At 37.1% G+C, this 22733-nt stretch carries 26 protein-coding genes; 14 read left to right on the forward strand and 12 right to left on the reverse strand.

Going from position 1 to position 22733, the window contains the following annotated elements; genetic code table 11:
- Positions 1–327: 327 nt before the first annotated feature.
- Positions 328–1281, reverse strand: a complete 954-nt coding sequence (locus QEN48_RS06135; protein ID WP_280108021.1) for a type II CAAX endopeptidase family protein — start codon at positions 1279–1281, stop codon at positions 328–330.
- Positions 1282–1559: 278 nt separating this feature from the next.
- On the opposite strand from QEN48_RS06135, the gene QEN48_RS06140 reads away from it, so the two are divergent.
- Complete coding sequence (locus tag QEN48_RS06140) at positions 1560–2369, forward strand: F420-dependent methylenetetrahydromethanopterin dehydrogenase (protein ID WP_280108022.1); 810 nt, start codon at positions 1560–1562, stop codon at positions 2367–2369.
- Positions 2370–2381: 12 nt separating this feature from the next.
- Here QEN48_RS06140 and QEN48_RS06145 read toward each other — a convergent pair whose 3' ends face one another.
- From QEN48_RS06145 to aroA, 3 genes are all read right to left on the reverse strand, one after another.
- Positions 2382–2585, reverse strand: coding sequence for a hypothetical protein (locus tag QEN48_RS06145; protein WP_280108023.1), 204 nt, complete (start codon positions 2583–2585; stop codon positions 2382–2384).
- Positions 2578–3624: a bifunctional phosphoglucose/phosphomannose isomerase gene (locus QEN48_RS06150; RefSeq protein WP_280108024.1), complete on the reverse strand. Its 1047-nt coding sequence runs from the start codon at positions 3622–3624 to the stop codon at positions 2578–2580. The genes QEN48_RS06145 and QEN48_RS06150 overlap by 8 nt, the downstream gene beginning before the upstream one ends.
- A gap of 185 nt (positions 3625–3809) precedes the next feature.
- The gene (gene aroA, locus QEN48_RS06155) at positions 3810–5084 is read right to left on the reverse strand and encodes a 3-phosphoshikimate 1-carboxyvinyltransferase (protein ID WP_280108025.1); all 1275 of its coding nucleotides are present in this window, start codon (positions 5082–5084) and stop codon (positions 3810–3812) included.
- Positions 5085–5124: 40 nt separating this feature from the next.
- Between aroA and QEN48_RS06160 the strand changes: the two genes are divergently transcribed.
- On the forward strand, positions 5125–5412 hold the full coding sequence (locus tag QEN48_RS06160) for a winged helix-turn-helix transcriptional regulator (RefSeq protein ID WP_280108026.1): 288 nt from the start codon (positions 5125–5127) through the stop codon (positions 5410–5412).
- A 32-nt stretch (positions 5413–5444) separates the two neighbouring features.
- Entirely contained in the window at positions 5445–5573 is a 129-nt protein-coding gene (locus tag QEN48_RS06165) for a hypothetical protein (protein ID WP_280108027.1), read from the forward strand.
- A gap of 125 nt (positions 5574–5698) precedes the next feature.
- Here the strand turns inward: QEN48_RS06165 and QEN48_RS06170 are convergent, their stop codons facing one another.
- The gene (locus QEN48_RS06170) at positions 5699–6451 is read right to left on the reverse strand and encodes a 23S rRNA (uridine(2552)-2'-O)-methyltransferase (RefSeq protein ID WP_280108028.1); all 753 of its coding nucleotides are present in this window, start codon (positions 6449–6451) and stop codon (positions 5699–5701) included.
- Between the two features lie 96 nt (positions 6452–6547).
- Here QEN48_RS06170 and QEN48_RS06175 point away from each other — a divergent pair, with 96 nt between their 5' ends.
- A complete protein-coding gene (locus QEN48_RS06175) occupies positions 6548–7135 on the forward strand; it encodes a hypothetical protein (RefSeq protein WP_280108029.1) in 588 nt (195 codons plus the stop codon).
- Positions 7136–7255: 120 nt separating this feature from the next.
- Here QEN48_RS06175 and QEN48_RS06180 read toward each other — a convergent pair whose 3' ends face one another.
- Together QEN48_RS06180 and QEN48_RS06185 are read right to left on the reverse strand one after the other, a co-directional pair.
- The gene (locus QEN48_RS06180; protein WP_280108030.1) at positions 7256–8095 is read right to left on the reverse strand and encodes a hypothetical protein; all 840 of its coding nucleotides are present in this window, start codon (positions 8093–8095) and stop codon (positions 7256–7258) included.
- A gap of 2 nt (positions 8096–8097) precedes the next feature.
- The gene (locus QEN48_RS06185; protein WP_280108031.1) at positions 8098–9054 is read right to left on the reverse strand and encodes a hypothetical protein; all 957 of its coding nucleotides are present in this window, start codon (positions 9052–9054) and stop codon (positions 8098–8100) included.
- Between the two features lie 425 nt (positions 9055–9479).
- Between QEN48_RS06185 and QEN48_RS06190 the strand changes: the two genes are divergently transcribed.
- The 3 genes from QEN48_RS06190 (at position 9480) to QEN48_RS06200 (ending at position 11069) form a co-directional block, all read left to right on the forward strand.
- Entirely contained in the window at positions 9480–9782 is a 303-nt protein-coding gene (locus QEN48_RS06190; protein WP_280108032.1) for a PRC-barrel domain-containing protein, read from the forward strand.
- Positions 9783–10227: 445 nt separating this feature from the next.
- Complete coding sequence (gene albA, locus QEN48_RS06195; RefSeq protein WP_086636793.1) at positions 10228–10506, forward strand: DNA-binding protein Alba; 279 nt, start codon at positions 10228–10230, stop codon at positions 10504–10506.
- Positions 10507–10790: 284 nt separating this feature from the next.
- Positions 10791–11069, forward strand: coding sequence for an acylphosphatase (locus QEN48_RS06200; protein WP_280108033.1), 279 nt, complete (start codon positions 10791–10793; stop codon positions 11067–11069).
- Positions 11070–11129: 60 nt separating this feature from the next.
- On the opposite strand, the gene QEN48_RS06205 is transcribed toward QEN48_RS06200, so the two are convergent.
- Positions 11130–12146, reverse strand: a complete 1017-nt coding sequence (locus tag QEN48_RS06205) for a DUF362 domain-containing protein (RefSeq protein WP_280108034.1) — start codon at positions 12144–12146, stop codon at positions 11130–11132.
- A gap of 357 nt (positions 12147–12503) precedes the next feature.
- Between QEN48_RS06205 and QEN48_RS06210 the strand changes: the two genes are divergently transcribed.
- Entirely contained in the window at positions 12504–13271 is a 768-nt protein-coding gene (locus tag QEN48_RS06210) for a dihydroorotate dehydrogenase electron transfer subunit (RefSeq protein WP_280108035.1), read from the forward strand.
- A 538-nt stretch (positions 13272–13809) separates the two neighbouring features.
- Here QEN48_RS06210 and purE read toward each other — a convergent pair.
- A complete protein-coding gene (gene purE / locus QEN48_RS06215; protein WP_280108036.1) occupies positions 13810–14193 on the reverse strand; it encodes a 5-(carboxyamino)imidazole ribonucleotide mutase in 384 nt (127 codons plus the stop codon).
- 185 nt (positions 14194–14378) lie between these two features.
- On the opposite strand from purE, the gene QEN48_RS06220 reads away from it, so the two are divergent.
- Positions 14379–14762 carry a prefoldin subunit beta gene (locus tag QEN48_RS06220; protein WP_280108037.1) on the forward strand — a complete coding sequence of 128 codons (384 nt, stop codon included), beginning with the start codon at positions 14379–14381 and terminating at the stop codon, positions 14760–14762.
- 151 nt (positions 14763–14913) lie between these two features.
- Here QEN48_RS06220 and QEN48_RS06225 read toward each other — a convergent pair whose 3' ends face one another.
- The 3 genes from QEN48_RS06225 to larE form a co-directional block, all read right to left on the reverse strand.
- Positions 14914–16413, reverse strand: a complete 1500-nt coding sequence (locus QEN48_RS06225; protein ID WP_280108038.1) for a homoserine O-acetyltransferase — start codon at positions 16411–16413, stop codon at positions 14914–14916.
- 1 nt (position 16414) lies between these two features.
- The gene (locus tag QEN48_RS06230) at positions 16415–17713 is read right to left on the reverse strand and encodes an O-acetylhomoserine aminocarboxypropyltransferase/cysteine synthase (protein ID WP_280108039.1); all 1299 of its coding nucleotides are present in this window, start codon (positions 17711–17713) and stop codon (positions 16415–16417) included.
- 118 nt (positions 17714–17831) lie between these two features.
- Complete coding sequence (gene larE / locus QEN48_RS06235; RefSeq protein WP_280108040.1) at positions 17832–18635, reverse strand: ATP-dependent sacrificial sulfur transferase LarE; 804 nt, start codon at positions 18633–18635, stop codon at positions 17832–17834.
- 141 nt (positions 18636–18776) lie between these two features.
- Here larE and QEN48_RS06240 point away from each other — a divergent pair, with 141 nt between their 5' ends.
- The 5 genes from QEN48_RS06240 to QEN48_RS06260 all read left to right on the forward strand — a co-directional run bounded on the left by QEN48_RS06240 (position 18777) and on the right by QEN48_RS06260 (position 22689).
- Positions 18777–19373, forward strand: a complete 597-nt coding sequence (locus tag QEN48_RS06240) for a molybdenum cofactor guanylyltransferase (protein ID WP_280108041.1) — start codon at positions 18777–18779, stop codon at positions 19371–19373.
- A gap of 108 nt (positions 19374–19481) precedes the next feature.
- Positions 19482–20330 carry a diadenylate cyclase gene (locus QEN48_RS06245; RefSeq protein ID WP_280108042.1) on the forward strand — a complete coding sequence of 283 codons (849 nt, stop codon included), beginning with the start codon at positions 19482–19484 and terminating at the stop codon, positions 20328–20330.
- A gap of 282 nt (positions 20331–20612) precedes the next feature.
- Positions 20613–21815, forward strand: a complete 1203-nt coding sequence (locus QEN48_RS06250) for a methionine adenosyltransferase (protein ID WP_280108043.1) — start codon at positions 20613–20615, stop codon at positions 21813–21815.
- Between the two features lie 140 nt (positions 21816–21955).
- Positions 21956–22381 carry an NUDIX hydrolase gene (locus QEN48_RS06255; RefSeq protein WP_280108044.1) on the forward strand — a complete coding sequence of 142 codons (426 nt, stop codon included), beginning with the start codon at positions 21956–21958 and terminating at the stop codon, positions 22379–22381.
- A gap of 2 nt (positions 22382–22383) precedes the next feature.
- A complete protein-coding gene (locus tag QEN48_RS06260; protein WP_280108045.1) occupies positions 22384–22689 on the forward strand; it encodes a transcription factor S in 306 nt (101 codons plus the stop codon).
- Positions 22690–22733: the final 44 nt, after the last annotated feature.

The raw sequence follows: 22733 nt of genomic DNA on the forward strand, positions 1-22733 counted from the left end.
ACAACTACTTCATGTTTTTCTAAGGTTTTTGATCGTTTTTGAGAGAAAGGGATTTTTATTTTGTCTAAACTTTCCAACGTATCAAATGCTCTACATTTGGTGATGAACTTGACGCTGAGTTTAATGCGTTAACAAACGTCGCTGTGAAAAGGGATATCCCAACACGGTGATAAGTTCATTGAGCCGAGATACATTCTGGTAAGATATGGCGGGGGCTACAGATGACATAGCCCGAACTGGAGATGATTTGGAGGTGAAAACCTAATAAGTCTAGAACCTTCTGAATCGGTGAAGAAAACCCAACACTTTCAGGGGTTTGGGAGGATGTCAGATTATGTATATTGCTGTTAGTAGTACTACTAGGTTGTATAGTGTGTGTGCGACTATTGGGCCTATTACGCTGTTTGTTTTTAGGTATAAATATCCTATCAGCAGTCCCATTATGAATGGGCCTATTATTTGTATTATTACTCCGTAACTGGCGTGTACTAATGCGAATAATGCTGCGGCTGGAATTAAACCGATTCTTGTTTGTAGGTATCCTCGGAAGAATATTTCTTCTGATATTCCAGCTGATAGTGATATAATTAGGGCCATTATTGGGCCGAAACCGACTATTTCTTCTAATAAGACGTTTTGTTCTTCGATTCCAAGGAAGTTTATTAGTATTTCGCTTAATAGGAATGCTATTATTAGTGATATTGCAGCGAAAACTATGCCTAAGAGTATGTTTTTGGTTAGTTTTTCCTTGTGTAGGCCGAGATATTTTTTGTAGTTTCCTTGATTTATGAATTTGACCCAAAGTATTGGTATTAAGACGAATGGTATAAACATTAATATTGAATTTAGTATTAGTGATTGGGTTGTGAGATTGAATAGCTCGGTTATTTCCATTCCTACAATGTTTCTTAGTTCAAATGCGAGTATACCGTCTGATATTGAGTTGCCGAATATGAACCATATTGTTAGGGCTAATAGCATTAGCATTACGCCGTCTATGTATTGTGTTAGGTCGAGTTGGGACCATTTTTCTATTTTATCGGTTATTTTGTTGGGTCTTAGAACGAATGCAAATACAAAAAACGCGAATAGTAGGGATATTATTGAGGATGTTATTGCCATGTATGGGAATGAGTAATCTATGTCTGGAAATATCTGTATTTCAAGGAGGTATATACTTAGGAAGTTGAAGAATAAGTATAGAAAGAATAGTCCTAAAACTATTGATATTATGTTCAAAGCGAGGGTCAGCCATTTTGATTTGCCTGTTTCGAACGACATGTTTTTTTCACCTTTGAGGTTCACTGGTTTCTTTTTTTCTTGAAGGTTTTTCGGTTTTTATTTAGTTAAATCTCTTGTTTTTTCTTTGTTTTTAATTATTGTTTTTGGGTTAATTTTAATGATTAATTGATTTATTTTGTTTTTAGGGTTTAGGCTTGCTTCTATTTAGTGAGTGTATATACTTTAGTTTTGAATAATACATAAGTTGGGTGAAAACCAAGTTATGGTTGTAGTGGCGGTTTGTTTGAGAAAGATATATTTAAAATAGGTGTTTTTTTATGTTGGTTGGAATTGGTAAGTTTGGTTTTATTGGGTCTTCGTTTGTTGACGCTTTGTTGGATGAGAGGGCGGATCGTGATGATGTTGATGTTAGGGTTGTTGGGTCGGGCTCTAAGATGCGGGTAGAGGATTGTGTTTCGGTTATGGAGTCTTTGTTGGAGTTTGATTTGGATTTTCTTATTTTGGTTTCGCCTAATCCTGGGATGCCTGGTCCGAGTAGGGCTCGTGAGCTTGCTGTTGGTAGTGGGGTTCCTTGTTTGGTTATTAGTGATCATTTGGGTGTTGGTAGTAAGGATGTTGTTGAAGAGTGTGGTTTTGGTTATATTTATGTTAAGGGGGATCCTTTGATTGGTGCGCGGAGAGAGTTTTTGGATTCTGTTGAGATGGCTGATTTCAATTCTAATGTTTTGAAGATTTTGTCTTTGTGTGGTTCTTTTCGTAAGCTGCAGATTGAGGTTGATAGGTTTTTAGGTTCAGATCCTGGAGATCCATATCTTCCCCGTTGTATTATTACTCCTGAGAAGGCTGTGGAGAATGAGTTTTCTAATCCATATGCTGCTTCTAAAGCTATTGCTGCTTTGGAGATTGCGGATAGGGTTGCTGAGATAAATCATAAGGTTTGTTTTCAAATTGATGATCGTGAGAGGTATGTTCGGTTGGCATCAAGTTCGCATGAGATGTTGAGGAAGGCTGCTTCGCTGGCTGAGGAAGCTAGGGAGATTGAGAAAAATAATAACTCGGTTAGGAGAACTCCGCATCTCTCTAGTGGGGATTGGGTTGAGAAGAAGGGTCTATTTGAAGACCTTTAATTTTTTATTTTTTTAGGCTAGTGTTTTTTCGATTATTTTTGTTGAGCTTAGTATGAGTATTATGGTGATTGTTAGTAGTGCTATGCCATAGATGTCGAATAGCTCCATTATGTTTATTATCGCTGCGTATATAATTGCTATAATTATTGAGAAGGTTAGTGCATATATCCCTATTTTTTTATCTGTTTCTTTATCGATTTCTTTTTCTTTATTCATTTCTTTTTTCCTCCATTTTTTTTAAGTTGTTTTTTATTTGGGTTATTGGTTTTACTGGTGTTGGGTTTACTTTGTTTAGAGTGGCTAGGTATATGCTTACGTAGTCACCGATGTATACTCCGGTTAGCATTCTTGTTAATGGTGTTTCACCAGGGGCTGTTATTTCATTAATTTGTTTGGCATTACTAAATGTATTTTTTGTTGCTTTTATTAGTTTGTTGGCTTTTTTTGGTTCGTTTTGTTCCCGTATTATGCATACTGACATGTTTTTAGTGTTTGGGTCACTCCATCCAACTACTTCGTTGTGGTTTAGTTCTGGAAATCTATTGAATACTGAGAATTTTTTTGAGTTTTCATTTATCTGGCATTTCCATCTGTATGCAACCGGCTCCATGTTTCTATATCCATAGATTACTGGGATTGAGTTGTTGAGGTTTTTAGCTATTTTTTTGGCTGTATTTTTTTTAATTGGGTTTTCTGGCTTGTTTTTTTGTTTTATTTGATTTAATGTGTTTATGGTGTCATCTATTTTGTTTTTTTCAATAAGACCTGAGTTTTGTAGTGTTTTTAGTAAGGGTAGAAATAGGTAGGGGAATGCCGCTCGTGGCTGTAAGCCTTTGGGTGGTTGATAACTCTTGATTTTGTTTTTTTGAGCCATTTTATTTAGTTTTCCATTTGATGTGATGCATAATATTTTACATCCCTTTTTTAAGCCATCTTTGAATGATGAAAGTGTTTCCTTTGTGTTTCCTGAGTAACTAACTGTTAGTAACAAGGTTTCTTTATCGACGAATTTTGGTAAATCGTAATCTCTGTTTATGTGAATCGGTATTGGGGATATGTCTCTTAGTAATTGTTTTAGCATATATCCACCGATTGCAGATCCACCCATACCGGTTACAATGATGTTTTTGGTGTTTGATAGATCTACTTCTAGTTCACAATCTCTGTATGCTTTTAGACACATATCGGGGAACATTTCAAGTTCTTTTAACATGTCTTCACTGTCATACTGCTCTATTTGTTCTCTTGACAACATACCTCGTAAAGATTTGGTAACAAAAGATTTAACTTTTTTGGAAATATCTTGCTCTAAAAAAAGTTTGGTTGACGCACCATATTTGTTGACGTCCTCTTCCTCCCTAGAGAAAGATATCGCTTACTGCTCTCTTAAACTCCCACAAATGGTTTTAAAAAAAGTTGTTTTAGTGGAGGGAGTTTTTTTTATTTTTTGTCGACTTCCACTCCGACTTTTTTTAGGTGGTTAAAGAAATTTGGGTATGATATCTTTATTGATTCAGCTGTGTTTATTGTTGTTTTTCCTTCTGCTTGTGTTGCAGCAATTGATAGGGCCATAACGATTCTGTGGTCGTCGTATCCGTTTAGTTTTGTTCCTTTTAGGCTGGATTCTTTGATTGTTAATCCATCTTGGTGTTCTTTGATTTGGGCTCCCATTTTTTTGAGTTCTGTAGCCATTGCTTTTATTCTATCGGATTCTTTGTATCTTGCATGTTCTACGTTATGTATTTTTGTTTTTCCTTCAGCTTGGGTTCCTATTACTGATAGTATTGGCAGTAGGTCTGGTATGTTTGAGGCATCTATTGTTATTCCAGTTAGAGGTTCTGGCTTGACTTTTACAGTATCTTTTTTATGAATTATTTTGGCTCCGAATCTCTCTAGTATCTCTAATATTTTTTCGTCTCCTTGTTTGCTTGGTGATAGGCCTTTCATCTCTATTTCTTGGTTTGATATTGCTGCTAGGGCTAGTATGTTTGAGGCTGATGAGAAATCTCCTGGTATTTTCATTTCTATTGGTTCGTATTTGTTGTTTCCTTTAACTTTGTATGCCTTACCTTCTTTTGCAATTTTTATTCCGGCTTTCTCCATTACTTCAAGTGTTATGTCTATGTATGGTTTTGATCTTATTTTGGTTGTGACTTTTATTTCAGAGTTTTCTGGAGCTATTGGAGTGTTTATTAAGATCGATGATATGAATTGGCTTGAAATATCTCCTTTTATCTCGACATATCCCCCTTGGAGTCTTCCTTTTATTATGATGGGGGCTGTTCCATTTAGTTTTGTACTATGGATCTCTGCTCCAAGGTCGTTAAGTGCGTTGATCAATGGTTCGTTAGGACGGTTTTTTAGTGAGTTGTCCCCTGTTAATACGGTATATCCTTTTTTTAAGTGAGATGCAACTCCTGTTAGAAATCTCAGTGATGTACCAGAGTTTTTTAAGTCTATTACATCATTAGGTATCTCAGGGTCGGCTCCAAATCCATCTATAACCAGTTCACTATCCTTTCTATCGATATCTGCTCCAAGCGCTTTACATCCATCAACTGTAGCTAAGGTATCTTCCGATAACAATGGGTTTTCAACAATCGATTTACCATTAGATAGCGAGGATATTGTGATAGCCCTATGTGTATAGCTTTTAGATGGAGGAGCAACCAGTCTTTTAGGAGATATTTCTCCGCCTTCAATTTCCACATTCATTAAAAACCTATTTATTCTAAAAATAAAAGTAAATACTGCAATGTTGACTGAGAATCTAGGGAAGGAGGTCGATTTACTTAGACGACACATTAAGGTGTTGAAGGTCGCTTATAAAAAAGGCCCGATCGGTATGGGCCATATCTCTGAGATTACAGGGCTGCCTAAACACAAAGTTAGGTACTCCTTAAGAGTTTTAGAGCGAGAAGGATTGATAGAGCCTTCTACCGAAGGAGCCAAAGTACAGAACATGGAGAAATTCCAAGAAAGATTTAACGAAGATATAGATTGTTGTATACAAGAACTTGAGGAAATAAGAAATCACATTTAGTATTAAAACCTATATATAATTAGGGTAAACCGATGAAATGTAAAAAATGTGGAGAAAAACTTGAAGCAGATGCTAAAGAAAAAGAAATACGGTGTCCTAAATGTGGAGATACGGAGAAAATAGAAGGTAAAGACGATAGATGCCTATTTAAAGTATGGTGAACCAGTTTATACCATTAAATTATAAAATCACTTGCTAAAAACTTGCTCCCTATGACATCCTCACCCACCTAAATCAAAGATTTAAGAAGATGTCTTCTCGGCAAAGAGGATAAATATCTGGGTGTTTATTTTATTACTTCAGATTTGGCGTATCTTTCACCGACTTCATTTATTTTTATCTTAACTTCATCTCCTAACTCGGTGTTTGGTACGAAGATTACAAAGTCCTCAATCTTGGCTATTCCGTCTCCCTGGTTTCCAATATCAACAATCTCAACCTTTAACTCCATATCCACCTCAACCGGGATTGAAATAAAGTTTTTCCCAACGATATATATCTCAGCGCTCTGATCCCTTGATGCATCAGGTGAATGCGCTTTTACAAAACTAAATTCCATATCAATCTCTTTATAGAAATCATCATACATATCTCCCTGGAAAACCTTAACCAAGAAATTTCCTCTAGGCCTTAGAATATCCTTAGCAAAATTTAATGCAGATCTAGCTAGGTCTATTGACCTGCTGTGGTCTATGCTCCAGTTACCAGATAAGTCAGGAGAAGCATCACACAAAACAACATCTGGTTCTCCAATTAAATCACGAACCTCATCCAATGTTGATTCATCTGTTATATCTCCAACAATCGTTTCAACACCATCTATCTCTTTAATTCGATTCAAATCAACACCAACAATCTCTCCATCAGATAGCTCTCTAGCTACCTGTAACCATCCACCAGGAGCTGCTCCAAGATCCACTACAGAGTCATTACCTTGAATCAAATCAAAACGATCATTAATCTGCTTAAGTTTATAAGCACTTCTAGCCCTATACCCCTCTTTCTTAGCTTTCCTCCAATAACGATCTCTATCCTTCATAAAAACACAACAAAAATCAATCCTGTAAACACGAAAAGTTTTCGATTGAAAAATCCATAGACCTTAACAAGATATAAATACAATCCTTTTTTAGATATGAGGCGTTTTGTTTTATATTCAAATACAGGTAAAACCAATGGATGTTTTAATATAAACGACCTACCTGGTGATGGAGGACGGATGGACCTCGTTGCTAGATCTATAATATCAGGTTTATGGATATCTAATGAAATCCGGAAAGATGTTGAGTTTATTATCTGTCTAAATGGACCTCCAAACCCACCGATATCACTAAAGTTAGAGGGAAACATGGTTCAAGGTCTACGTCCTAACGAGAGAAGTATTGGCCATTGGATTAAAAAAGTACTAAACCATCATGAATCATTGGTTGGTGAAGAATGGAGTAATCCAACCTCTTCAAACATAAAAATAAGTCGGAAGGGAATAGAAACAATCTTAGATATAAGTGACCAAAAACCTCATTTGATGACAGATGAAGGCAGAAATATTAGAGAGCTAGAACTAAAAAACCCCTTATTTATTATCGGAGACCACAAAGGAATTCCGCTTAGGGTTGAAGAAAAAATCCATAAACCACAGAAAGTTTCTATAGGACCTATAAAATACTTTTCCTCTCAGACAATAACAATAATAAACAACGAATTAGATACTCGGAAAAAATAATAAAAATATTTAGATGGCCTTGAAACAAAACAAGGCCACTAAACAAAAAATAGGTAACTGTTTTCTGATATCCTCCTCTCCCGAAAGAAAAAGAGGATATTAGCACTGGTTTAAGATAAGTTAACTACCGCTTAAATCCCATTCTTCGATGCCTTTCTCCCCACTATCTTCTTTATCTTCTTTATTTTCCTTCTCTTTCTTTTCACCTGAGATTATTTCTTCTAGAAAATCGTCTTCGTTGTCTTCATCACTTGGTTTCTGGTTTTCTACTTCTTCTTTTGGTTTTTCTTCTTTGGGTTGTTTCTGGGTTTTTGTTTCGAAATCGTTTTCTATTGGTTTCTCGGTTTTTTCTTCAGTTTCTTTAGATTTATCTGGTTTTTTGGGTTTTATTGGTGGTTTTTTTGTTTCTGGCTCTTTTTTTTGTGTGGGTTTTTGGCCAATAGTTATCTCTAGTGCTTCTTGGACTAGTTTTTTGTATTGTTGTTTATCTGGGGTGTAGTGTTCAAGTGTTTTTTGATCGATGTTTTGTAGTCTTTTTAATGTTAATCTTGCTGTTTTTACTATCCAGCGGTCTCTATCGATTTCTTTGCAGTAATTTATGCTTTCTGGCCGTATTGAGGTTATTACTGTTTCTTCATCTGGCCTATATACGTTTGTTTTGCCGTATATTGATACGAATGATGGTACTTCTGCATCTGAAAAGAATTTTGCGGCTTCTGGTTGATATTCTCCAGCGAACACTAGGAATTGGCCTGTTGGGTCGGATATTCTTGCTCTATAGCTTTCATCGTCTCCGACTTTTTCGATTTCTGTTAGAACTCCTGATATATATAGTCTATTACATTTTGCGCCGGTGGGTGTTACAACGTATGATGGTGCGTACTCTGTGTTTCCATCTCTTACAACTAGGTCTGATTCTGCGTACTCTCTTGCAAACACTCTTTTTGCTACTTCTCTCATTATTAAGCCTCCCTGATTTGTTGTAGTATTTCTTCTGCTTTTTCTTCAGGGTCCCAAGAAACTTCTTTATAATCCATTACTAGGAAGTTGTTTCCTATAGCCCTGCCTACTGCAACGATAGATTTTCCAACGACTTCTTTAACTTCTTCATATACAACCGTTTTATCCATTTCTTCTCTAGCCATCTCCATTGCTTCTTCTAGTGTTATTCCAACAAGTTTTTCAACTATTTCTTTTGGCATCGTTGCTTGGATTGCTCCGACTCCATCATCTAAAACGGCTTTAATTCTGAGGTCTGGGACTGTATCGACTTTTCCATGCTCTTGACACTCGCTTGCCATTGTTACTCGATTGCATTCTGGGCAACGCATTATTAAGCCACTTCTTTCCATAACTTCAACGATTTCAGCTTCTATTTCAGCCGTATAAACACGATCTACATTATCCAGGTCTACTTTAACTGGTTTTTTAAGTTCTTCAGCGCTCGGCAACCTATCTTCGCTTGTTTCCTGGATTTCTGCATAATCACCAATCTGTAGTTCAGGTCTGTTTCTGTATTCCTTGATATATGCGTTTTCAATTTCGATTATATCATTTTCGTTATATGGGAACTCTCTCCACGCTGTAAAATCTATTGAACCTGTTTGGTCAGCGATAGTACCCGACCTTATAGATTTTGGTTCTCCATCCACCTCGATCTCCCGATCGACAACGCGAAGTATTCGACCTGTTATTTCAACGCCACTGTCTCCAGCATTAAGTTCTGAGATTTCCTTCTTGCCAACGGTTTTACGTGTAGTTCCAGTATGTTTCCTAAGAATAGTACTAACTGCCTGATCTTTTGGAACTTTATACTTCAAAATTAGATCTTCGACTTCTTTTTTTATCTGAGATTCATCGAAATCACTAAGAGATCCTTTAAGCTCTTCTATAGCTTCTTCTACTTCATTTCTATTCATATATAGGCCCCCTCCTTTGGATTTGGAGGCTTTTCCATTAAACAAAACATATGTTACTGAAATAATAAAGGTATAACGGTAAGATAACTGAAAGTGAAGCCCGTCGATAACAACAAAACATATTACAAAAATCATTTTATCCAAAATGATTGAAGAAAAAATTTAATACATAAACATTAATAAATCATAGTTGTATAGTAGTACTATAAGGTGGCTTCAACGGCCATTACATTGATCGATAAATAGGTACAATCAATTCAATGCCCCCTAAAGTCTGGCATTCATGTTGTATCAAGTTTAGCCCTTCCTTCATGAAAGGAGGATAAAAGCTAAAGTAAATTTAAATAAATAAAGTTGTTTCCAAACTAGATATTAGTTTGGTAAAGTCTTTAAATAAAGTATTAAAAAACTGAGTGGTGGAATTAATGGAATTAGAACTAACTAAATTACTAAATGTCGACGTATACACAAGAGACGGTAGGTTTGTAGGAACTACTGAAGACGCAGTACTAAACATAGAAGAGAGCAAAGTCCAGAAACTATCAATTGGAAACTTAAGTCCATATTTTGAAGAACAACTTGATGGCGCTAACGGAATACTAATGCCATACAGATGGGTCCTAGATTCAAAAGATGTAATGATAGTTAAACCAATACCTACCCAAAAGAAAAAAACCGAAGACGAAGACGAAGAAAATGAAAAAAAAGAGAAAAAACTTCTCCAATAAACATTTTTTAAAAAACAATAAATTAAATAGAAAAGGTTCCACCAAAAACTGGGTGAAAAAACCAAAATATAAACCTAAAAACGCCTTTTTGATAAATTCCTAAAAAAATACAGATAAACACATAAACAAGAAGACAATATGGTTTTTTCAAATAAAACATACAAATCGTTGTACGAAAAGCTTAAGTTATTCGTAAACCAATTAAATTGATACAGCGGTATTTCCCACGGTTTATACTGTGGTTTACCCTAACTATTAATCAACATCCAAACAGGATGTTGATTCCTGGACAGCCTATACCTGTCCAGCAAGAGGCCGCACTGACTCGGCCCAAAACACTCGGCAATGTCCGTAGAACTCCCATAAACAAACTGTATAGGCAACTGGCATCTAAAGCCAGTCTAAATAGATGGGGGAAGTCAGATAACTCAAATGAGGTCGCAAAATGTCAGAAGATAACGTCGTATATGTAGGAAACAAAGAAGTAATGAGCTACGTGCTCGCAGTAACAACTCAATTCAACGAAGGATCTGATGAAGTAGTCATCAAAGCCCGAGGTAGAGCAATATCAACAGCCGTCGACACAGCAGAAGTTGTCAGAAACAGATTCCTTGAAGATGTTGAAGTTGAAGATATAAAAATCTCTACAGAAACACTTGAAAACAAAGAAGGCGGAGAATCTAACGTCTCTTCAATGGAGATTTACTTAAAGAGAGGAAACTAAGTTTCTTTCTCTCTTAAAAACCCATTTTCTATTTTTTTTGTTTACAAACCTATTCAGCACTGTCTACTTTTAACAATTAATTTAAAAATTCACCTTGTCTCAACACTAAAACCACTTTCTACCCAAAAGAAATACAGACCCAAAGTAACCTCTATCTCTCCCTAATCTAAAAAAATAAGCTATAAATATGGTTTTTATTTTATAAGAACCAGTTTTAGAGTTCTCGGAATCTAATCCTTTAAATCAAATTCTATTTAAATCTAACAATTTATTATTTAATTGGTATGTCTGGGAAAAGAGTTCATTTATTTATAGAAGGTAAAGTTCAAGGCGTATATTTTAGAGCTACAACCAAGGAAAAAGCTAATGAAAACAATGTAAAGGGTTGGGTTAAAAACCTACCTGATGGTCGAGTTGAAGCAGTTTTTGAAGGCGAAGAAAACATGGTTGATAAGTTAGTGGAGTTCTGCCACAAAGGCCCTGATCGTGCTAATGTCATAAATATTGATGTAAAAAAAGAGGAATACAAAAATGAATTCAATGAATTCAAAGTTAAATATTAAATGACCACCTCTTTCCTCAAGAAGCGAGTATGTTAGGGGGTGTGAGTAGGGAGGGGTATTTCACAGTTCTATTAATTTGTATTTTCTTTTGCCTAAACCTATTTTTTCAGCATATTTTGTTTGATGTTCAGGGTTTATTCCTTCTGGTATGAAATTTTGGTTGGTTAGGTCTATGCTGGCTTGGTCGATAGCCACAATATCTTTTGATGCTAGTAAACCAATATCTTCTATTACTGGTTCTTGTTTTTTGTTTACGCAGTCACAGAGTTTTGTTATGTTTAGTAATATGTTGATATGGTATGATTTTTTGTTTTTTAGGGCGGCATATGCATATTCAACTATTCTTTCTTGTAGGTCTTTGGATGAGGAGGCGTTCCAGGGTATTTTTACAGCGTCTTCTGGACAACTTCCTATACAGCTTCCACAGCCTATACAGAGTTCTTGATTTATTTTGGCTGTATTTTCGATTGTTATTCCGTTAGAAGGACATATTTCTATACATTTTTCACAGCCTTTACATTGTTCTTGGTCTATCTGTAGGTTGAAGGCTTTATGCATCTCGAGTTTTCCTGGTTTACTTCCTAATCCCATGCCAATGTTTTTTAGGTTTCCACCTATTCCTGTGGCGTCATGGCCTGTAAAGTGTGCAATTGATATTATACCATTGTAGTTGTCTAGTTTCTTCCCGATTCTAGCTTTATCAAAATGGTTTAGATTAATCTTTATCTCTAGTTCATCACTTCCATCTTCACCATCTGCTATTATTATTGGGGCAAAGTCGAAGCCGTTATCGATTGCGACATTTTTATGTGATTGGCCAAAAGAACGATCGCTTTTGTAGAGTACGTTACAGTCCATCAAAACTATTTTGTTAATAAAATTAGAGAGTTCGTTATATAATGATTTTACAAATAATGGGTCTAGATGGGTATCGCTTTCTCGTTCACCAAAGTGAAGTTTAAAGGCTATTTGGTCTGTTGGATCGAATATTTTTTGGATATCTCTGGTTAAGAGGGAGCTTACCTTATCATAATCTATCGAATTGATATCGGTTTTGTATAGATAGACATTGGACATATTAGGACACATATAGAGTCTAACTCGATATCTATTGAATTTTTTTGTATCTAAAATTAGACTATTCTCTTATTGACATCCTCCCCGCTCTAAAGCGCGAGGCTTTTTCTTTGTACTTGATGGTAATGTCTTTCCTCTCCTTATATAAAAAAAGGGGTCTTCGTCTTGGTTAGGGATAATTGTTTTTTGAATTGGTTTGTCCTACTTGTTGATTTTGTTCAGCGTGTTGTTGTTTGTGAAGTACCTCGGGGTCAAGCCCTGAGGCACTCTGCCTGGTTTCTCTGTAGAAAGTGTTCCTTGTTAGATAATGCGGAAAAAGGATTATAATATAGGTCTAATTGGTTTTTGTGGTTCTTGATGGATAGTCCAGTTATATTTGAAATAGCGGATATTATTGATGAAACACCTAATATTAAGACATTTGTTTTAGATGGTGGAATTGATTGTGAGGTTGGCCAGTATTTTATGGTGTGGATTCCTGGTGTGGATGAAATTCCTATTTCTCCGTCTAAGATTACTCCAACTGGTTTAACTGTGCAGAAGGTTGGGCCTGCGACGGAGGAGATGTTTGATCTTAGTGTTGGAGATCAGGTTGGACTTCGGGGTCCTTATGGTAATACTTTCACTATTAGGGGTGGTGAGGTTTTGATTGTTTCTGGGGGTTGTGGTGGAGCGCCTTTGCTTCCTCTTGCTAAAAAAATTAAAGAAGGTGGTTCTGAATTAACTATTGCTGTTGGTGGTCGTAATAAAGAAGAACTGCTTTTTGAAGATCAATTTAATAGGTTAGGTGAAGTTTTTGTTGCTACTGAAGATGGTTCTAAGGGTTATGAGGGCTATATTACTACGCCTGTACTCGATGTTTTAGGGGATTTTGACACTGTCTATTCTTGTGGTCCGGAGCCTATGCTTAAAAAAATTGTTGAGAATACACCTGATGGTACTTATATTGAGGTAAGTCTTCAAAGATATGTTAAGTGTGGTGTTGGTGTATGTGGTTCTTGTTGTATGGATCCAGATGGAACTCGTTTGTGTGTTGAGGGACCTGTTTTTAATAAAGAGGAGTTGGATGGAACTGAGTTTGGTGAGTATCGGAGAAATGCTTCAGGACAGAAAATTCGGTTTTAACTTCGGTTTTTCTGTTTTAAAATCCTTTTTTTTGTGAAATACATAGCCATAGACAACTGCATAGACAACTGGGATGTGCTATTCTCCTCTCTGAAGAGAAAGCTTAGTCCTGAGTTAAGAGAAAAAGAGTTTTTTTATTTAATTTATTTTGAGATTTTCTCTGTTTTTTTAGTTGATGGTTCTAATTGTTGGGTGTTTTTAATTTATGGGTTTAGGTGTTAATGATAGTTGGTGTGTGAAAAGCAACTGAATTGCTGTAGTCATCTTTTGATGTGTTTCTTAGCGATTCAATAACTTTTCATTAATAAATTTCAGCAGGGGTTGGGTAGGTGGGTAGGGAGTTCTGGGTGGTTTGGAAGGCCCTAGCTAATAATGGAGGGTTCGATAGAGACTAAGTTTTTTTCTGTGGTATTTTTTTTGAATCCCCATTCCTTTTTGGGTTGGGGATTCTTTCGTGTGGTTACTTTAATTTTGGTTATCCGGTTTTTTTTATCTTAAAGCAGGCTTTAAGGCGGTTTATCTTTAGGTATAGGTCACTTTACGTGTTTAGTATTTGTTGTGCTAGTATGGCGGCGTTGTCTGCTCGATCTATGCCTACGCATGCTACTGGGACTCCTTTTGGCATTTGTACTATGCTTAGTAATGCGTCTAATCCATCTAGTTTGGCGTTTACTGGGACTCCTATTACTGGTTTGTTTGTGTGGGATGCGATGACTCCTGGTAGTGCTGCGGCGAGGCCTGCTATGGCGATAAATACTTTTGCTTCTGATTTTTCTATGTATTTTTTTAGTTCTTCTGGGTTTCTGTGTGCTGAAATAACTTCTACGTTGTAATCGATTTGTTTTTCATCTAGTATGTTGAATGCTTTTTCTGCTACGGGCATGTCGGATTCTGATCCCATTATAATTGCTATATCGGCCATTTTTTTCTCCTTTTTCCTATTGTTTTTTGTTTAACTTATTTTTTGAGTTTTATTTGGTTTGTTTTTTGGTTTTTTGAGGTTTTTGGTTGTGTTTGTTTTTGTTTTTGTGGTTGTTTTTTGGTTTTTTCCCAAAGTTATAAACAATAAAAAGAAGAAATTCTTGTTAGTTAATTGGTGAATTATTTATGAGTACTGGACAACTACCCCCAGAAGTACAGCAGAAATTGCAGAAAGGTCAACAGCTTCAGCAGAAAGCGGAGAACATTGCTAATCAAAAGAATCAGAGCAATATGAGGCAAAATCAGCTTGAGAATGCTATTGAAGAACTTAAAAACTCTGATGACGATTCAGCTGTTTACAGGACCTATGGTGACGTTATTATTGAGAAAGAGAGTTCTGAAGAGCTTATTAAAGAGCTTGAAGAAGAAAAAGAAGATCTTGAAGTTAGAGTTCAGACTCTAGAGAAACAAGAAGAGAAAATTCAAGAAAAACTCGAAGAGATCCAGAAGGAGCTTCAATCTGAGATTGAAAGTATGAGAGGCGGAGGCCTTCCTGGAGAAGCTGGATAAATTAAGTTGATTTCGGTTAAGTAAGTATATAGTTGGATTTAGTAAATAGAGAACGACTATGTTTATTAGGACCTGTCTTTGGACAGGTCCTTTTTATAAATCTTAGTATATTTTTTAAATCTTGGTATATTTTTTCTTTTTTTGTGGTTTTTTAGAGGTTTTTTGTTCTTGTTGTTGGTGAGTCTTTTGTTATTAGTTGTGATATTACGTCGCTTGAGATTGTGCCGATTACTTTTTGTTTTTTGTCTACGACTGGTAGTGCTGATATGTTGTGTTTTTCGATTTTGTTTATTACGCTTCTGATTGGTTCGTTTGGGTTTGCGGTTACTACGTTGTTGGTCATTACGTCGCTTAGTTCTTTTAGGTCTTCTGAGACTGCTTTTGCTATGTCCCAGGCTGTTATTATTCCGGCTATTTCTCCTTTTTGGTTGGTTACTGGTAGGTGTGTTGAGTTGTTTTCCATCATTGTTTTTGATGCTTTTTTTATTGATGTTTTTTTGTTTATTAGTGGTGTTGTTTCTTGCATTACGTCTTGGACTGTTATTTTTCCTATGAAGCTTGTTATTAGGTGTTTCATTTGTCCGGGTTCTAGTAGGAATGCGTCGTGTCCGTAGGAGGATCTTAGTTCGGAGTAGGATACTTCTATTTCGTTTGCTTCGAGTGCTCTTACTATTTCTTTTGATTGGTATGGTGGGTATAGCCAGTCGCTTGTTATTGCTATTACAAGGAATTTGGTGTTGATGTTTTTGAATGTGTTTATTAGGTTGTTTTCTCCGTTTGTTAGGTCGAAGTAGTCGACTGCTCTTGTTAGGTATAGGTATGAGTTTGCGTCGAATCTTTCGACGAAGGTTTTTCCTTTGTATTTTAGGTAGCTTTCGACTTCGAAGTTTATGTCGAAGTCGTATGTGAATTCTTTTTTGTTTTGTAGTTTTCTTCCGAATTTTTTTTTCATTGATTCGTCGCTTAGGTATGTTATGTGTCCGACCATTCTGGCTAGTGCTAATCCGTTTTTTGGTGGTTCTTGGTTGTAGTAGTTTCCTCCGTTCCAGTTGGGGTCTGACATGATTGCTCTTCGTCCGACTTCGTTGAATGCTATTTGTTGGGGACTTGATTTTGCTGTTGTTGCTATTGGTATGCAATATTTTACTTTGTCTGGGTAGGTTACTGTCCATTGTAGTGCTTGCATTCCTCCGAGTGATCCGCCTGTTACTGCTAGTAGTTTTTTTATTCCTAGGTGTTCTGTGAGTTTTTTCTGGACTTTTACCATGTCTTTGATTGTGACTACTGGGAAGTCTGTTCCGTATGGTTTTCCGGTTTTGGGGTTTGTTGATGGTGGTCCTGTTGTTCCTTTGCATCCTCCGAGTACGTTTGAGCAGATTATGTAGTATTTTTCTGTGTCGAAGGCTTTTCCTGGACCTATCATGTTGTCCCACCAACCTGGTTTGGTGTCGCCGGGGTGGTATCCGGCGGCGTGTGCGTCTCCTGTTAGTGGGTGGCAGATTAGTATGGTGTTTGTTTTTTCTTCGTTTAGTGTTCCGTATGTTTCGTATGATATGTCTATGGGTCCGAATTTTTTGCCGCTTTCTAGTTTTATTTTTTTATTGATTCTGTGGTTTTTTTCTTCGACGATTCCTACTGACCCTTCTTTCATTTTATGCCTCTTTAAGTGCGTTTGATATGTCTTCGATTATGTCGTTTTGGTTTTCTATTCCTATGGATAGTCTGATGAAGTCTTCTGTTACTCCTCCTGCTTTTCTTTGTTCTGGTGTTAGTTGTGAGTGTGTTGTGCTCCAGGGGTGTATTGCTAGTGATTTTGCGTCTCCGACGTTTGCTAGGTGTGAGAATAGTTCTAGTGATTCTATGAATTTTTTACCTGATTCGGCTCCGCCTTTTATTCCGAAACCTATCATTCCTCCGTAACCGTTTTGGAGGTATTTTTTTGCTTGTTTGTGTGTTGGGTGGTTTTTGAGGCCTGGGTATGCTACCCACTCGACTTTTGGGTGGTCTTGTAGGTATTCGGCTGTTGCTTGTGCGTTTTCTGAGTGTCTTTCCATTCTTAGGTGTAGTGTTTCGAGTCCTTGTAGGAGTAGGAATGCGTTGAATGGGCTTATGCAGGATCCGAAGTCTCTTAGGTATCGGCCTTTTAGTTTTGTTATGTATGCTTTTTCTTTGTATTCGTTCCAGAAGTTGAGTCCTCCTCGGTATCCTGGGTCGGTGTCTGTTATTGCTGGGTAGTTTCCTTCTGGCCAGTTGAAGTTTCCGGAGTCTATTACTATTCCTCCTAGTACTGTTCCGTGTCCTCCTATCCATTTGGTTGCTGAGTGTGTTACTATGTGGCTTCCCCAGTCTATTGGTTTGCATAGGTATGGTGTTGCGAATGTGTTGTCTATTATTAGTGGTATGTTGTTTTCTTCGGCTATTTTTGCTGTTTTTTCTATGTCTAGTACGTTTAGTTTGGGGTTTCCGATTGTTTCTGCGAATATTGCTTTTGTGTCTTTGTCGATTTTTTGTTGTATTTTTTGTGGTTCTGGCTCTGTCCATTCGACGTTTATGTTGAATTTTTTGGGGAGTGTTATGTCGAATAGTGTTACGGTTCCTCCGTAGAGTGTGTTTGTTGCTAGTATTTTGTCTCCTGTTTCTAGGAATGTTAGTAGTGATAGTGTGTTTGCGGCCATTCCTGATGCGGTTGATGCTGCTAGTAATCCGTTTTCTAGTTCGGTCATTCTTTGTTCGAATGCTTCGTAGGTTGGGTTTGTGAAGCGGCTGTAGATTTGGCCTGGGAATTCTGGTGGTTTCATTGCGAAGAGGTCGGCTGCTTGTTCTGAGTTTTCGAAGTTGTATGCTACTGTGGGGTGGATTGGTATTGAGGAGGATCTTCCTGGTTGGCTTGCTTCTTTACCTGAGTGGATTGCTTTTGTTTCTATTTGGTATTTTTTTTGTTTTTTGGGCATTTTTTGGTTCTCCTTGTTTAATTTGTGTTTTTTGGGTAGAAAAAAATAAGATTACTCTAACTTATATCTTGTCCATTGCTTTATTACTCTTGATAATTTGTTTTGTTTTAGGCAGAGATCAACGAACCAACTTATCCATACTGCCCGACCGATAGCCAGCCATATCCAAAGTTACGTAATCGAAACCAATCTCCTTCAAACGATCATCGATTTCATCCATAACCTCAACATCAAGTCCACGGTTCTCTCTAGAAACCTCAACCCTAGCTATACCATTATGGTCCCGTACCCTCACTTGTTCAAAACCTATTTCCTTTAAAAAAACCTCCGCCTCCTCAATACGCTCAAGCCGTTCAACATCAATCTCTTCACCATAAGGGATACGAGTGGCAAGACACGACATCGATGGCCTATCACTGTTAGGTAAACCCAGTTCACTCGCAAGAATACGGACCTGATCCTTATTAAGACCCTGGTCAGCAAGCGGGGTGAAAACACCAAACTCCTCAAGGGCTTCTGCACCAGGCCGTTCCTTATCGAAATCAGTTGCAGTAGTTCCATCGGCAACAGATTCAAAACCCAAGTCAGATGCAACCTCAAACAAAACATCCATCATCTCTTTTTTACATAGATAACATCTGTTTACAGGGTTATCACGGAACTCAGGTAGTTCAAGCAGATCTAAATCAATGACTTTATGTTTAATCCCAATCTCTTCAGCTACTTCAACAGCATAATCAATCTCAGATTCAGAAAAAACCTCAGAACGGACTGTGACTGCAACAGAATTACTACCCAACGCCTCATAAGCAAGGCTAGCCACAACCGAACTATCAACACCACCAGAAAAAGCTACGACTACACCACCCCTACCTCGAAACTCACCTAAAATCTCGTCCATAACCATAGATGTATCGAACATAAATAGATATAGTAAGGAATCATCAATAAATCATAGGCAAACAACACAGAAAAACAAACCAAAAAATCAATGAATAAAATCGATGAGAAAGAATAAATAGGCTCTACATAAATTCATATTTATGACTGAGCGGGCGGTTATATGAGGTCTGCAGTAATACTAGCCGGAGGCAACAGCACTAGGTTTGGAAGTGATAAAGCTCTTCATAAACTAAATGATAAGATAATGATAAGACATGTTGCAGAAAAACTATCCAAAATAACAGATAAGATCGTTACAGTCTCCAAAGATGAAGCTCAAGGCGAAATAATTATGACCAAGGTACCTGAAATCGATGAAATCACATACGACCCGATTAAAGACTATGGACCTGTTGCAGGTATATTTGCAGGCCTACAAACAATAGACCACGGTAAAACAGTAATAGTTGGTTGTGATATGCCCTACCTCAACACTGAAGTAATCAAACATCTATATCAAGAAGCGGAAGAATACGATGCCAGTGTTGTTAAAACTATAGATGGACATATAGAGTTCTTACCAACCGTTATCAAGGCAAATCCAGGTCAAAAAGCAACGAAAAAAGCACTTAGAGAAGCGGATCGCCGGATACTTAATGTTTTAGAAAGAATCAAAGTTAACTACATAGATCTAGATATAATCAAGCAGATAGATCCAGATCTTAAGACATTTAAAGACATCAACCAGATTGAAGACATAGAAAAACCGATGTGTTAACCGAAAACGTTTTTTGCGTAAACTAAACTAGAACTATGAAACGGCTGAAGTTCTAAAAAAGGGGTTAGAGTCAACTAACAGTTAATTAATTTTTTTTGGTGGGAGAATATGGAGAAAGAAATTATAGATAAATCAATCGAAATGGCAAATGAACTAGGAGCTTCAGCTTTAATTGTTATAGTTGGAGATCGAGATATAACTGAACTTATAGAGGATGACTACGATTTCTCAGTGTTTATTGTAACCTCCCATGAAAGTAAATACTCTGGAGAACATGAAGAGTTTAAGATAACAACAGAGGGAGGCACTCAGAACTTCTCTAAACAATTAAATGAAGCAGTTGTTCATGCTTACATGAAAGGCAAGATAGAGATCGGTGACACTATCGTGGGTGTTGGCAGTATAAATGAAGATGCAGTAGGAATGCTCGTATACAGGGTTTCAGAACACCCTATTTTCGAAAGTGTTTCACAAGGAACATCAAACATTGATACAGACCTAATTAAAACCGTTATAAACCTAGCTATAAAGATTGGTAATGAAGGACGTGAAGGCAAGGCTATAGGAACAGGTTTTATTGTTGGGGACATCGATAACGTCTTGGAAAAATCACATCAAATTTTAATAAACCCCTATAAATGCCAGAAAAAAGAAGTTAGAGACGTAAGAAACCATGATAACTGGGAAAACATAAAAGAGATATCTCAAGTTGACGGTGTCTTCCTAATAGATGACGAAGGGATGGTAAGGTCTGCTGGCAGATACCTAGATATCCATGGAAAAGAAATCGACCTAAAAAAAGGATTAGGAGCCAGACACATAGCTTGTGCAGGTATAACAAAAGAAACAGACGCAATCGCAATTTCAGTCGCAAAAAGCGGTGGTGTAGTCCGAATGTTCAAAGACGGAGAGATAATAGGAGAGATCGAGCCAACAGTAAGAATATTACCAGTATGACGCCCCCTATCACTAAAGAAAGAACTATATTACCCCCCCCAAACCCCTCATAAAAGTTAAGAATACCCAAAAAAACCACCAAAAAACTATCTATAATAATAAAAAATAACCAACAGTAATCAATTTTTTTTAAATAATTAAAACCTAATATACCAAAGAACCAAATAAATAAACAATTAACCACCAAAATAACCCAATAACCCAAGGTAATTTTTTATCAATCAAAATTATTATTCCTATAACCATTAATCCAAACCTGATTTTAAGATTGGAGGTAATTTGGTGAGCCAGAATAAAAAGAACATCAACGTTGAAAACGTACTTAAAACACCAGTTGAAGACCAAAGAGTTGAATTAGTAGAAAGAAAAGGAATAGGCCATCCCGACACAATAGCAGACGGCCTAGCAGAAACAGTGTCAAGAGCCCTCTCCAAAGAATACATAAAAAGATTTGGAGAAGTAATGCACCACAACACAGATGAAACACAGATCGTGGCAGGCAACTCCTGTCCAAAACTCGGAGCCGGAGAAGTAATAAAACCAATATACATACTACTCGTCGGTAGAGCAACAACCGAAGTTGGAGAAGAACAATTCCCAGCCGAAAACATAGCACTAAAAAGCGCTAGAAAATATCTAGAACAACACTTCAACCACCTCGACGTAAACGGTGACGTAATACTAGACAGCAAACTCGGCCAAAGCTCAACAGAACTTAGAGAAGTATTCGACAGAAAAAACATCCCAAAATCAAACGACACCTCATTCGGAGTAGGATACGCTCCCTTCTCAGAAACCGAAAAACTCGTCTACCAAACCGAAAGATATCTATACAACCTGAGAGACGAAATACCAGCCCTAGGAGAAGACATAAAAGTAATGGGCCTAAGAAACGGAGAAACACTCTCCCTAACAATAGCCCAAGCAACCGTCTCAAGCGAACTCAACGACATAGACGAATACCAAAACATCCTAAACGAAGTAAAAAACAAAGTAAAAGACATGGCGGTTAAAAAAACCGATCTACCCCTTGAAATAGACATAAACAAAGCAGACAACATCGAAAAAGGAAACATATATCAAACCGTTACAGGAACAAGCGCAGAAATGGGAGACGATGGATCTGTAGGGAGAGGAAACCGATCAAACGGATTAATAACCCCAAACCGTCCAATGAGTATAGAAGCAACAAGCGGTAAAAACCCCGTATCCCACATAGGAAAAATATACAACCTTCTTTCAACAGAGATAGCAAACCAAATAAGCGAAGAAATAGAAGAAATACGAGAAGTATACGTTAGACTCTTATCACAGATAGGGCAGCCAATAGACGAACCAAAATGCGTAAGCGTCCAGACAATACCACACGAAAATCAAAACCAAAAGAAAGTTCAACCAACAATAAAAGCAATAGTTGAAGACAACCTCGAAAACATAAACAAAATATCAGAAAAAGTAATCAACGGAGAACTAAAAACATTCTAAACCAAAAAACCTCCAATCACCCAAAAAACCCCTTTCAATAAACAAAAAAACTATAAATTAATTGAAAGGGGCTATTTAACAAAAAATCCAGTAAAGTTAAATTTCTATAAAATTATTAGTTATGAGACTGGTGGCAAGTTTTGATTAAATGTATATGCGATGGCAAACACAGGGTTCCAGCCCTCGCAGTAGACATAATCATAGTTAACTCAAAAAACTTAGTTCTAATCAAGAGAGCTAGTGACCCATATAAAGGAATGTGGGCTCTTCCAGGTGGATTCATAAAAGAAGGAGAAACACTGGAAGAAGCAGCACAACGAGAAGCATTAGAAGAAACAAACCTCAAGGTAGACATAAAAAAAACCATCGATGTATATTCAGACCCCAAACGAGACCCCAGAGGCCATGTATTCTCAATAACGGTAGCGGGAATAACCAGAGGGACACCAAAACCTGATACCGACGCCAAGGAAGCAAGATGGTTCAACATCAACGACCTACCTAAACTAGCTTTCGATCACCAAGAAATAATAAATGATTATTTAAACAAGGAGCGGAGGAATTAATTATGGAGTTTTGTTCAGAATGCGGAAGCATGATGATGCCCGATGATGGGTTATTCAAATGTAGAAGTTGCGATGTAGTTATGGAGATAAAAGAAGACTATAAATACACTGAGAACCAAGAAGACAACGAAATACCGGTGATTGAAGACGGAAACTCAAACGTACTGCCAACAGTTGAAGAAAAATGTCCAGAATGTGGACACAACAAAGCCGGTTGGTGGCTAAGACAACTAAGAAGTGCCGACGAATCAGAAACACGGTTCTTCAGGTGTTTAGAGTGTCAATTCACATGGAGAGAATACGACTAAAAAAACTCTACATCCCAAACCCACCTTCAAGGTTTTAATAAAAT

The organism is Methanonatronarchaeum sp. AMET-Sl (genome assembly GCF_029854155.1).
Classification (GTDB): domain Archaea; phylum Halobacteriota; class Methanonatronarchaeia; order Methanonatronarchaeales; family Methanonatronarchaeaceae; genus Methanonatronarchaeum.

Coding starts and splice junctions, on each gene's coding strand:
- QEN48_RS06210 (WP_280108035.1), top strand. CDS start 12,504: ATGGATAGTCCAGTTATATTTGAAATAGCGGATATTATTGATGAAACA.
- QEN48_RS06175 (WP_280108029.1), top strand. CDS start 6,548: ATGAGGCGTTTTGTTTTATATTCAAATACAGGTAAAACCAATGGATGT.
- albA (WP_086636793.1), top strand. CDS start 10,228: ATGTCAGAAGATAACGTCGTATATGTAGGAAACAAAGAAGTAATGAGC.
- QEN48_RS06260 (WP_280108045.1), top strand. CDS start 22,384: ATGGAGTTTTGTTCAGAATGCGGAAGCATGATGATGCCCGATGATGGG.
- QEN48_RS06245 (WP_280108042.1), top strand. CDS start 19,482: ATGGAGAAAGAAATTATAGATAAATCAATCGAAATGGCAAATGAACTA.
- aroA (WP_280108025.1), bottom strand. CDS start 5,084: ATGAATGTGGAAATTGAAGGCGGAGAAATATCTCCTAAAAGACTGGTT.
- QEN48_RS06150 (WP_280108024.1), bottom strand. CDS start 3,624: ATGTTGTCAAGAGAACAAATAGAGCAGTATGACAGTGAAGACATGTTA.
- QEN48_RS06160 (WP_280108026.1), top strand. CDS start 5,125: ATGTTGACTGAGAATCTAGGGAAGGAGGTCGATTTACTTAGACGACAC.
- QEN48_RS06220 (WP_280108037.1), top strand. CDS start 14,379: ATGAGTACTGGACAACTACCCCCAGAAGTACAGCAGAAATTGCAGAAA.
- purE (WP_280108036.1), bottom strand. CDS start 14,193: ATGGCCGATATAGCAATTATAATGGGATCAGAATCCGACATGCCCGTA.
- QEN48_RS06165 (WP_280108027.1), top strand. CDS start 5,445: ATGAAATGTAAAAAATGTGGAGAAAAACTTGAAGCAGATGCTAAAGAA.
- QEN48_RS06205 (WP_280108034.1), bottom strand. CDS start 12,146: ATGTCCAATGTCTATCTATACAAAACCGATATCAATTCGATAGATTAT.
- QEN48_RS06225 (WP_280108038.1), bottom strand. CDS start 16,413: ATGAAAGAAGGGTCAGTAGGAATCGTCGAAGAAAAAAACCACAGAATC.
- QEN48_RS06230 (WP_280108039.1), bottom strand. CDS start 17,713: ATGCCCAAAAAACAAAAAAAATACCAAATAGAAACAAAAGCAATCCAC.
- QEN48_RS06200 (WP_280108033.1), top strand. CDS start 10,791: ATGTCTGGGAAAAGAGTTCATTTATTTATAGAAGGTAAAGTTCAAGGC.
- QEN48_RS06185 (WP_280108031.1), bottom strand. CDS start 9,054: ATGAATAGAAATGAAGTAGAAGAAGCTATAGAAGAGCTTAAAGGATCT.
- QEN48_RS06190 (WP_280108032.1), top strand. CDS start 9,480: ATGGAATTAGAACTAACTAAATTACTAAATGTCGACGTATACACAAGA.
- QEN48_RS06180 (WP_280108030.1), bottom strand. CDS start 8,095: ATGAGAGAAGTAGCAAAAAGAGTGTTTGCAAGAGAGTACGCAGAATCA.
- QEN48_RS06170 (WP_280108028.1), bottom strand. CDS start 6,451: ATGAAGGATAGAGATCGTTATTGGAGGAAAGCTAAGAAAGAGGGGTAT.
- QEN48_RS06140 (WP_280108022.1), top strand. CDS start 1,560: ATGTTGGTTGGAATTGGTAAGTTTGGTTTTATTGGGTCTTCGTTTGTT.
- larE (WP_280108040.1), bottom strand. CDS start 18,635: ATGTTCGATACATCTATGGTTATGGACGAGATTTTAGGTGAGTTTCGA.
- QEN48_RS06240 (WP_280108041.1), top strand. CDS start 18,777: ATGAGGTCTGCAGTAATACTAGCCGGAGGCAACAGCACTAGGTTTGGA.
- QEN48_RS06135 (WP_280108021.1), bottom strand. CDS start 1,281: ATGTCGTTCGAAACAGGCAAATCAAAATGGCTGACCCTCGCTTTGAAC.
- QEN48_RS06145 (WP_280108023.1), bottom strand. CDS start 2,585: ATGAATAAAGAAAAAGAAATCGATAAAGAAACAGATAAAAAAATAGGG.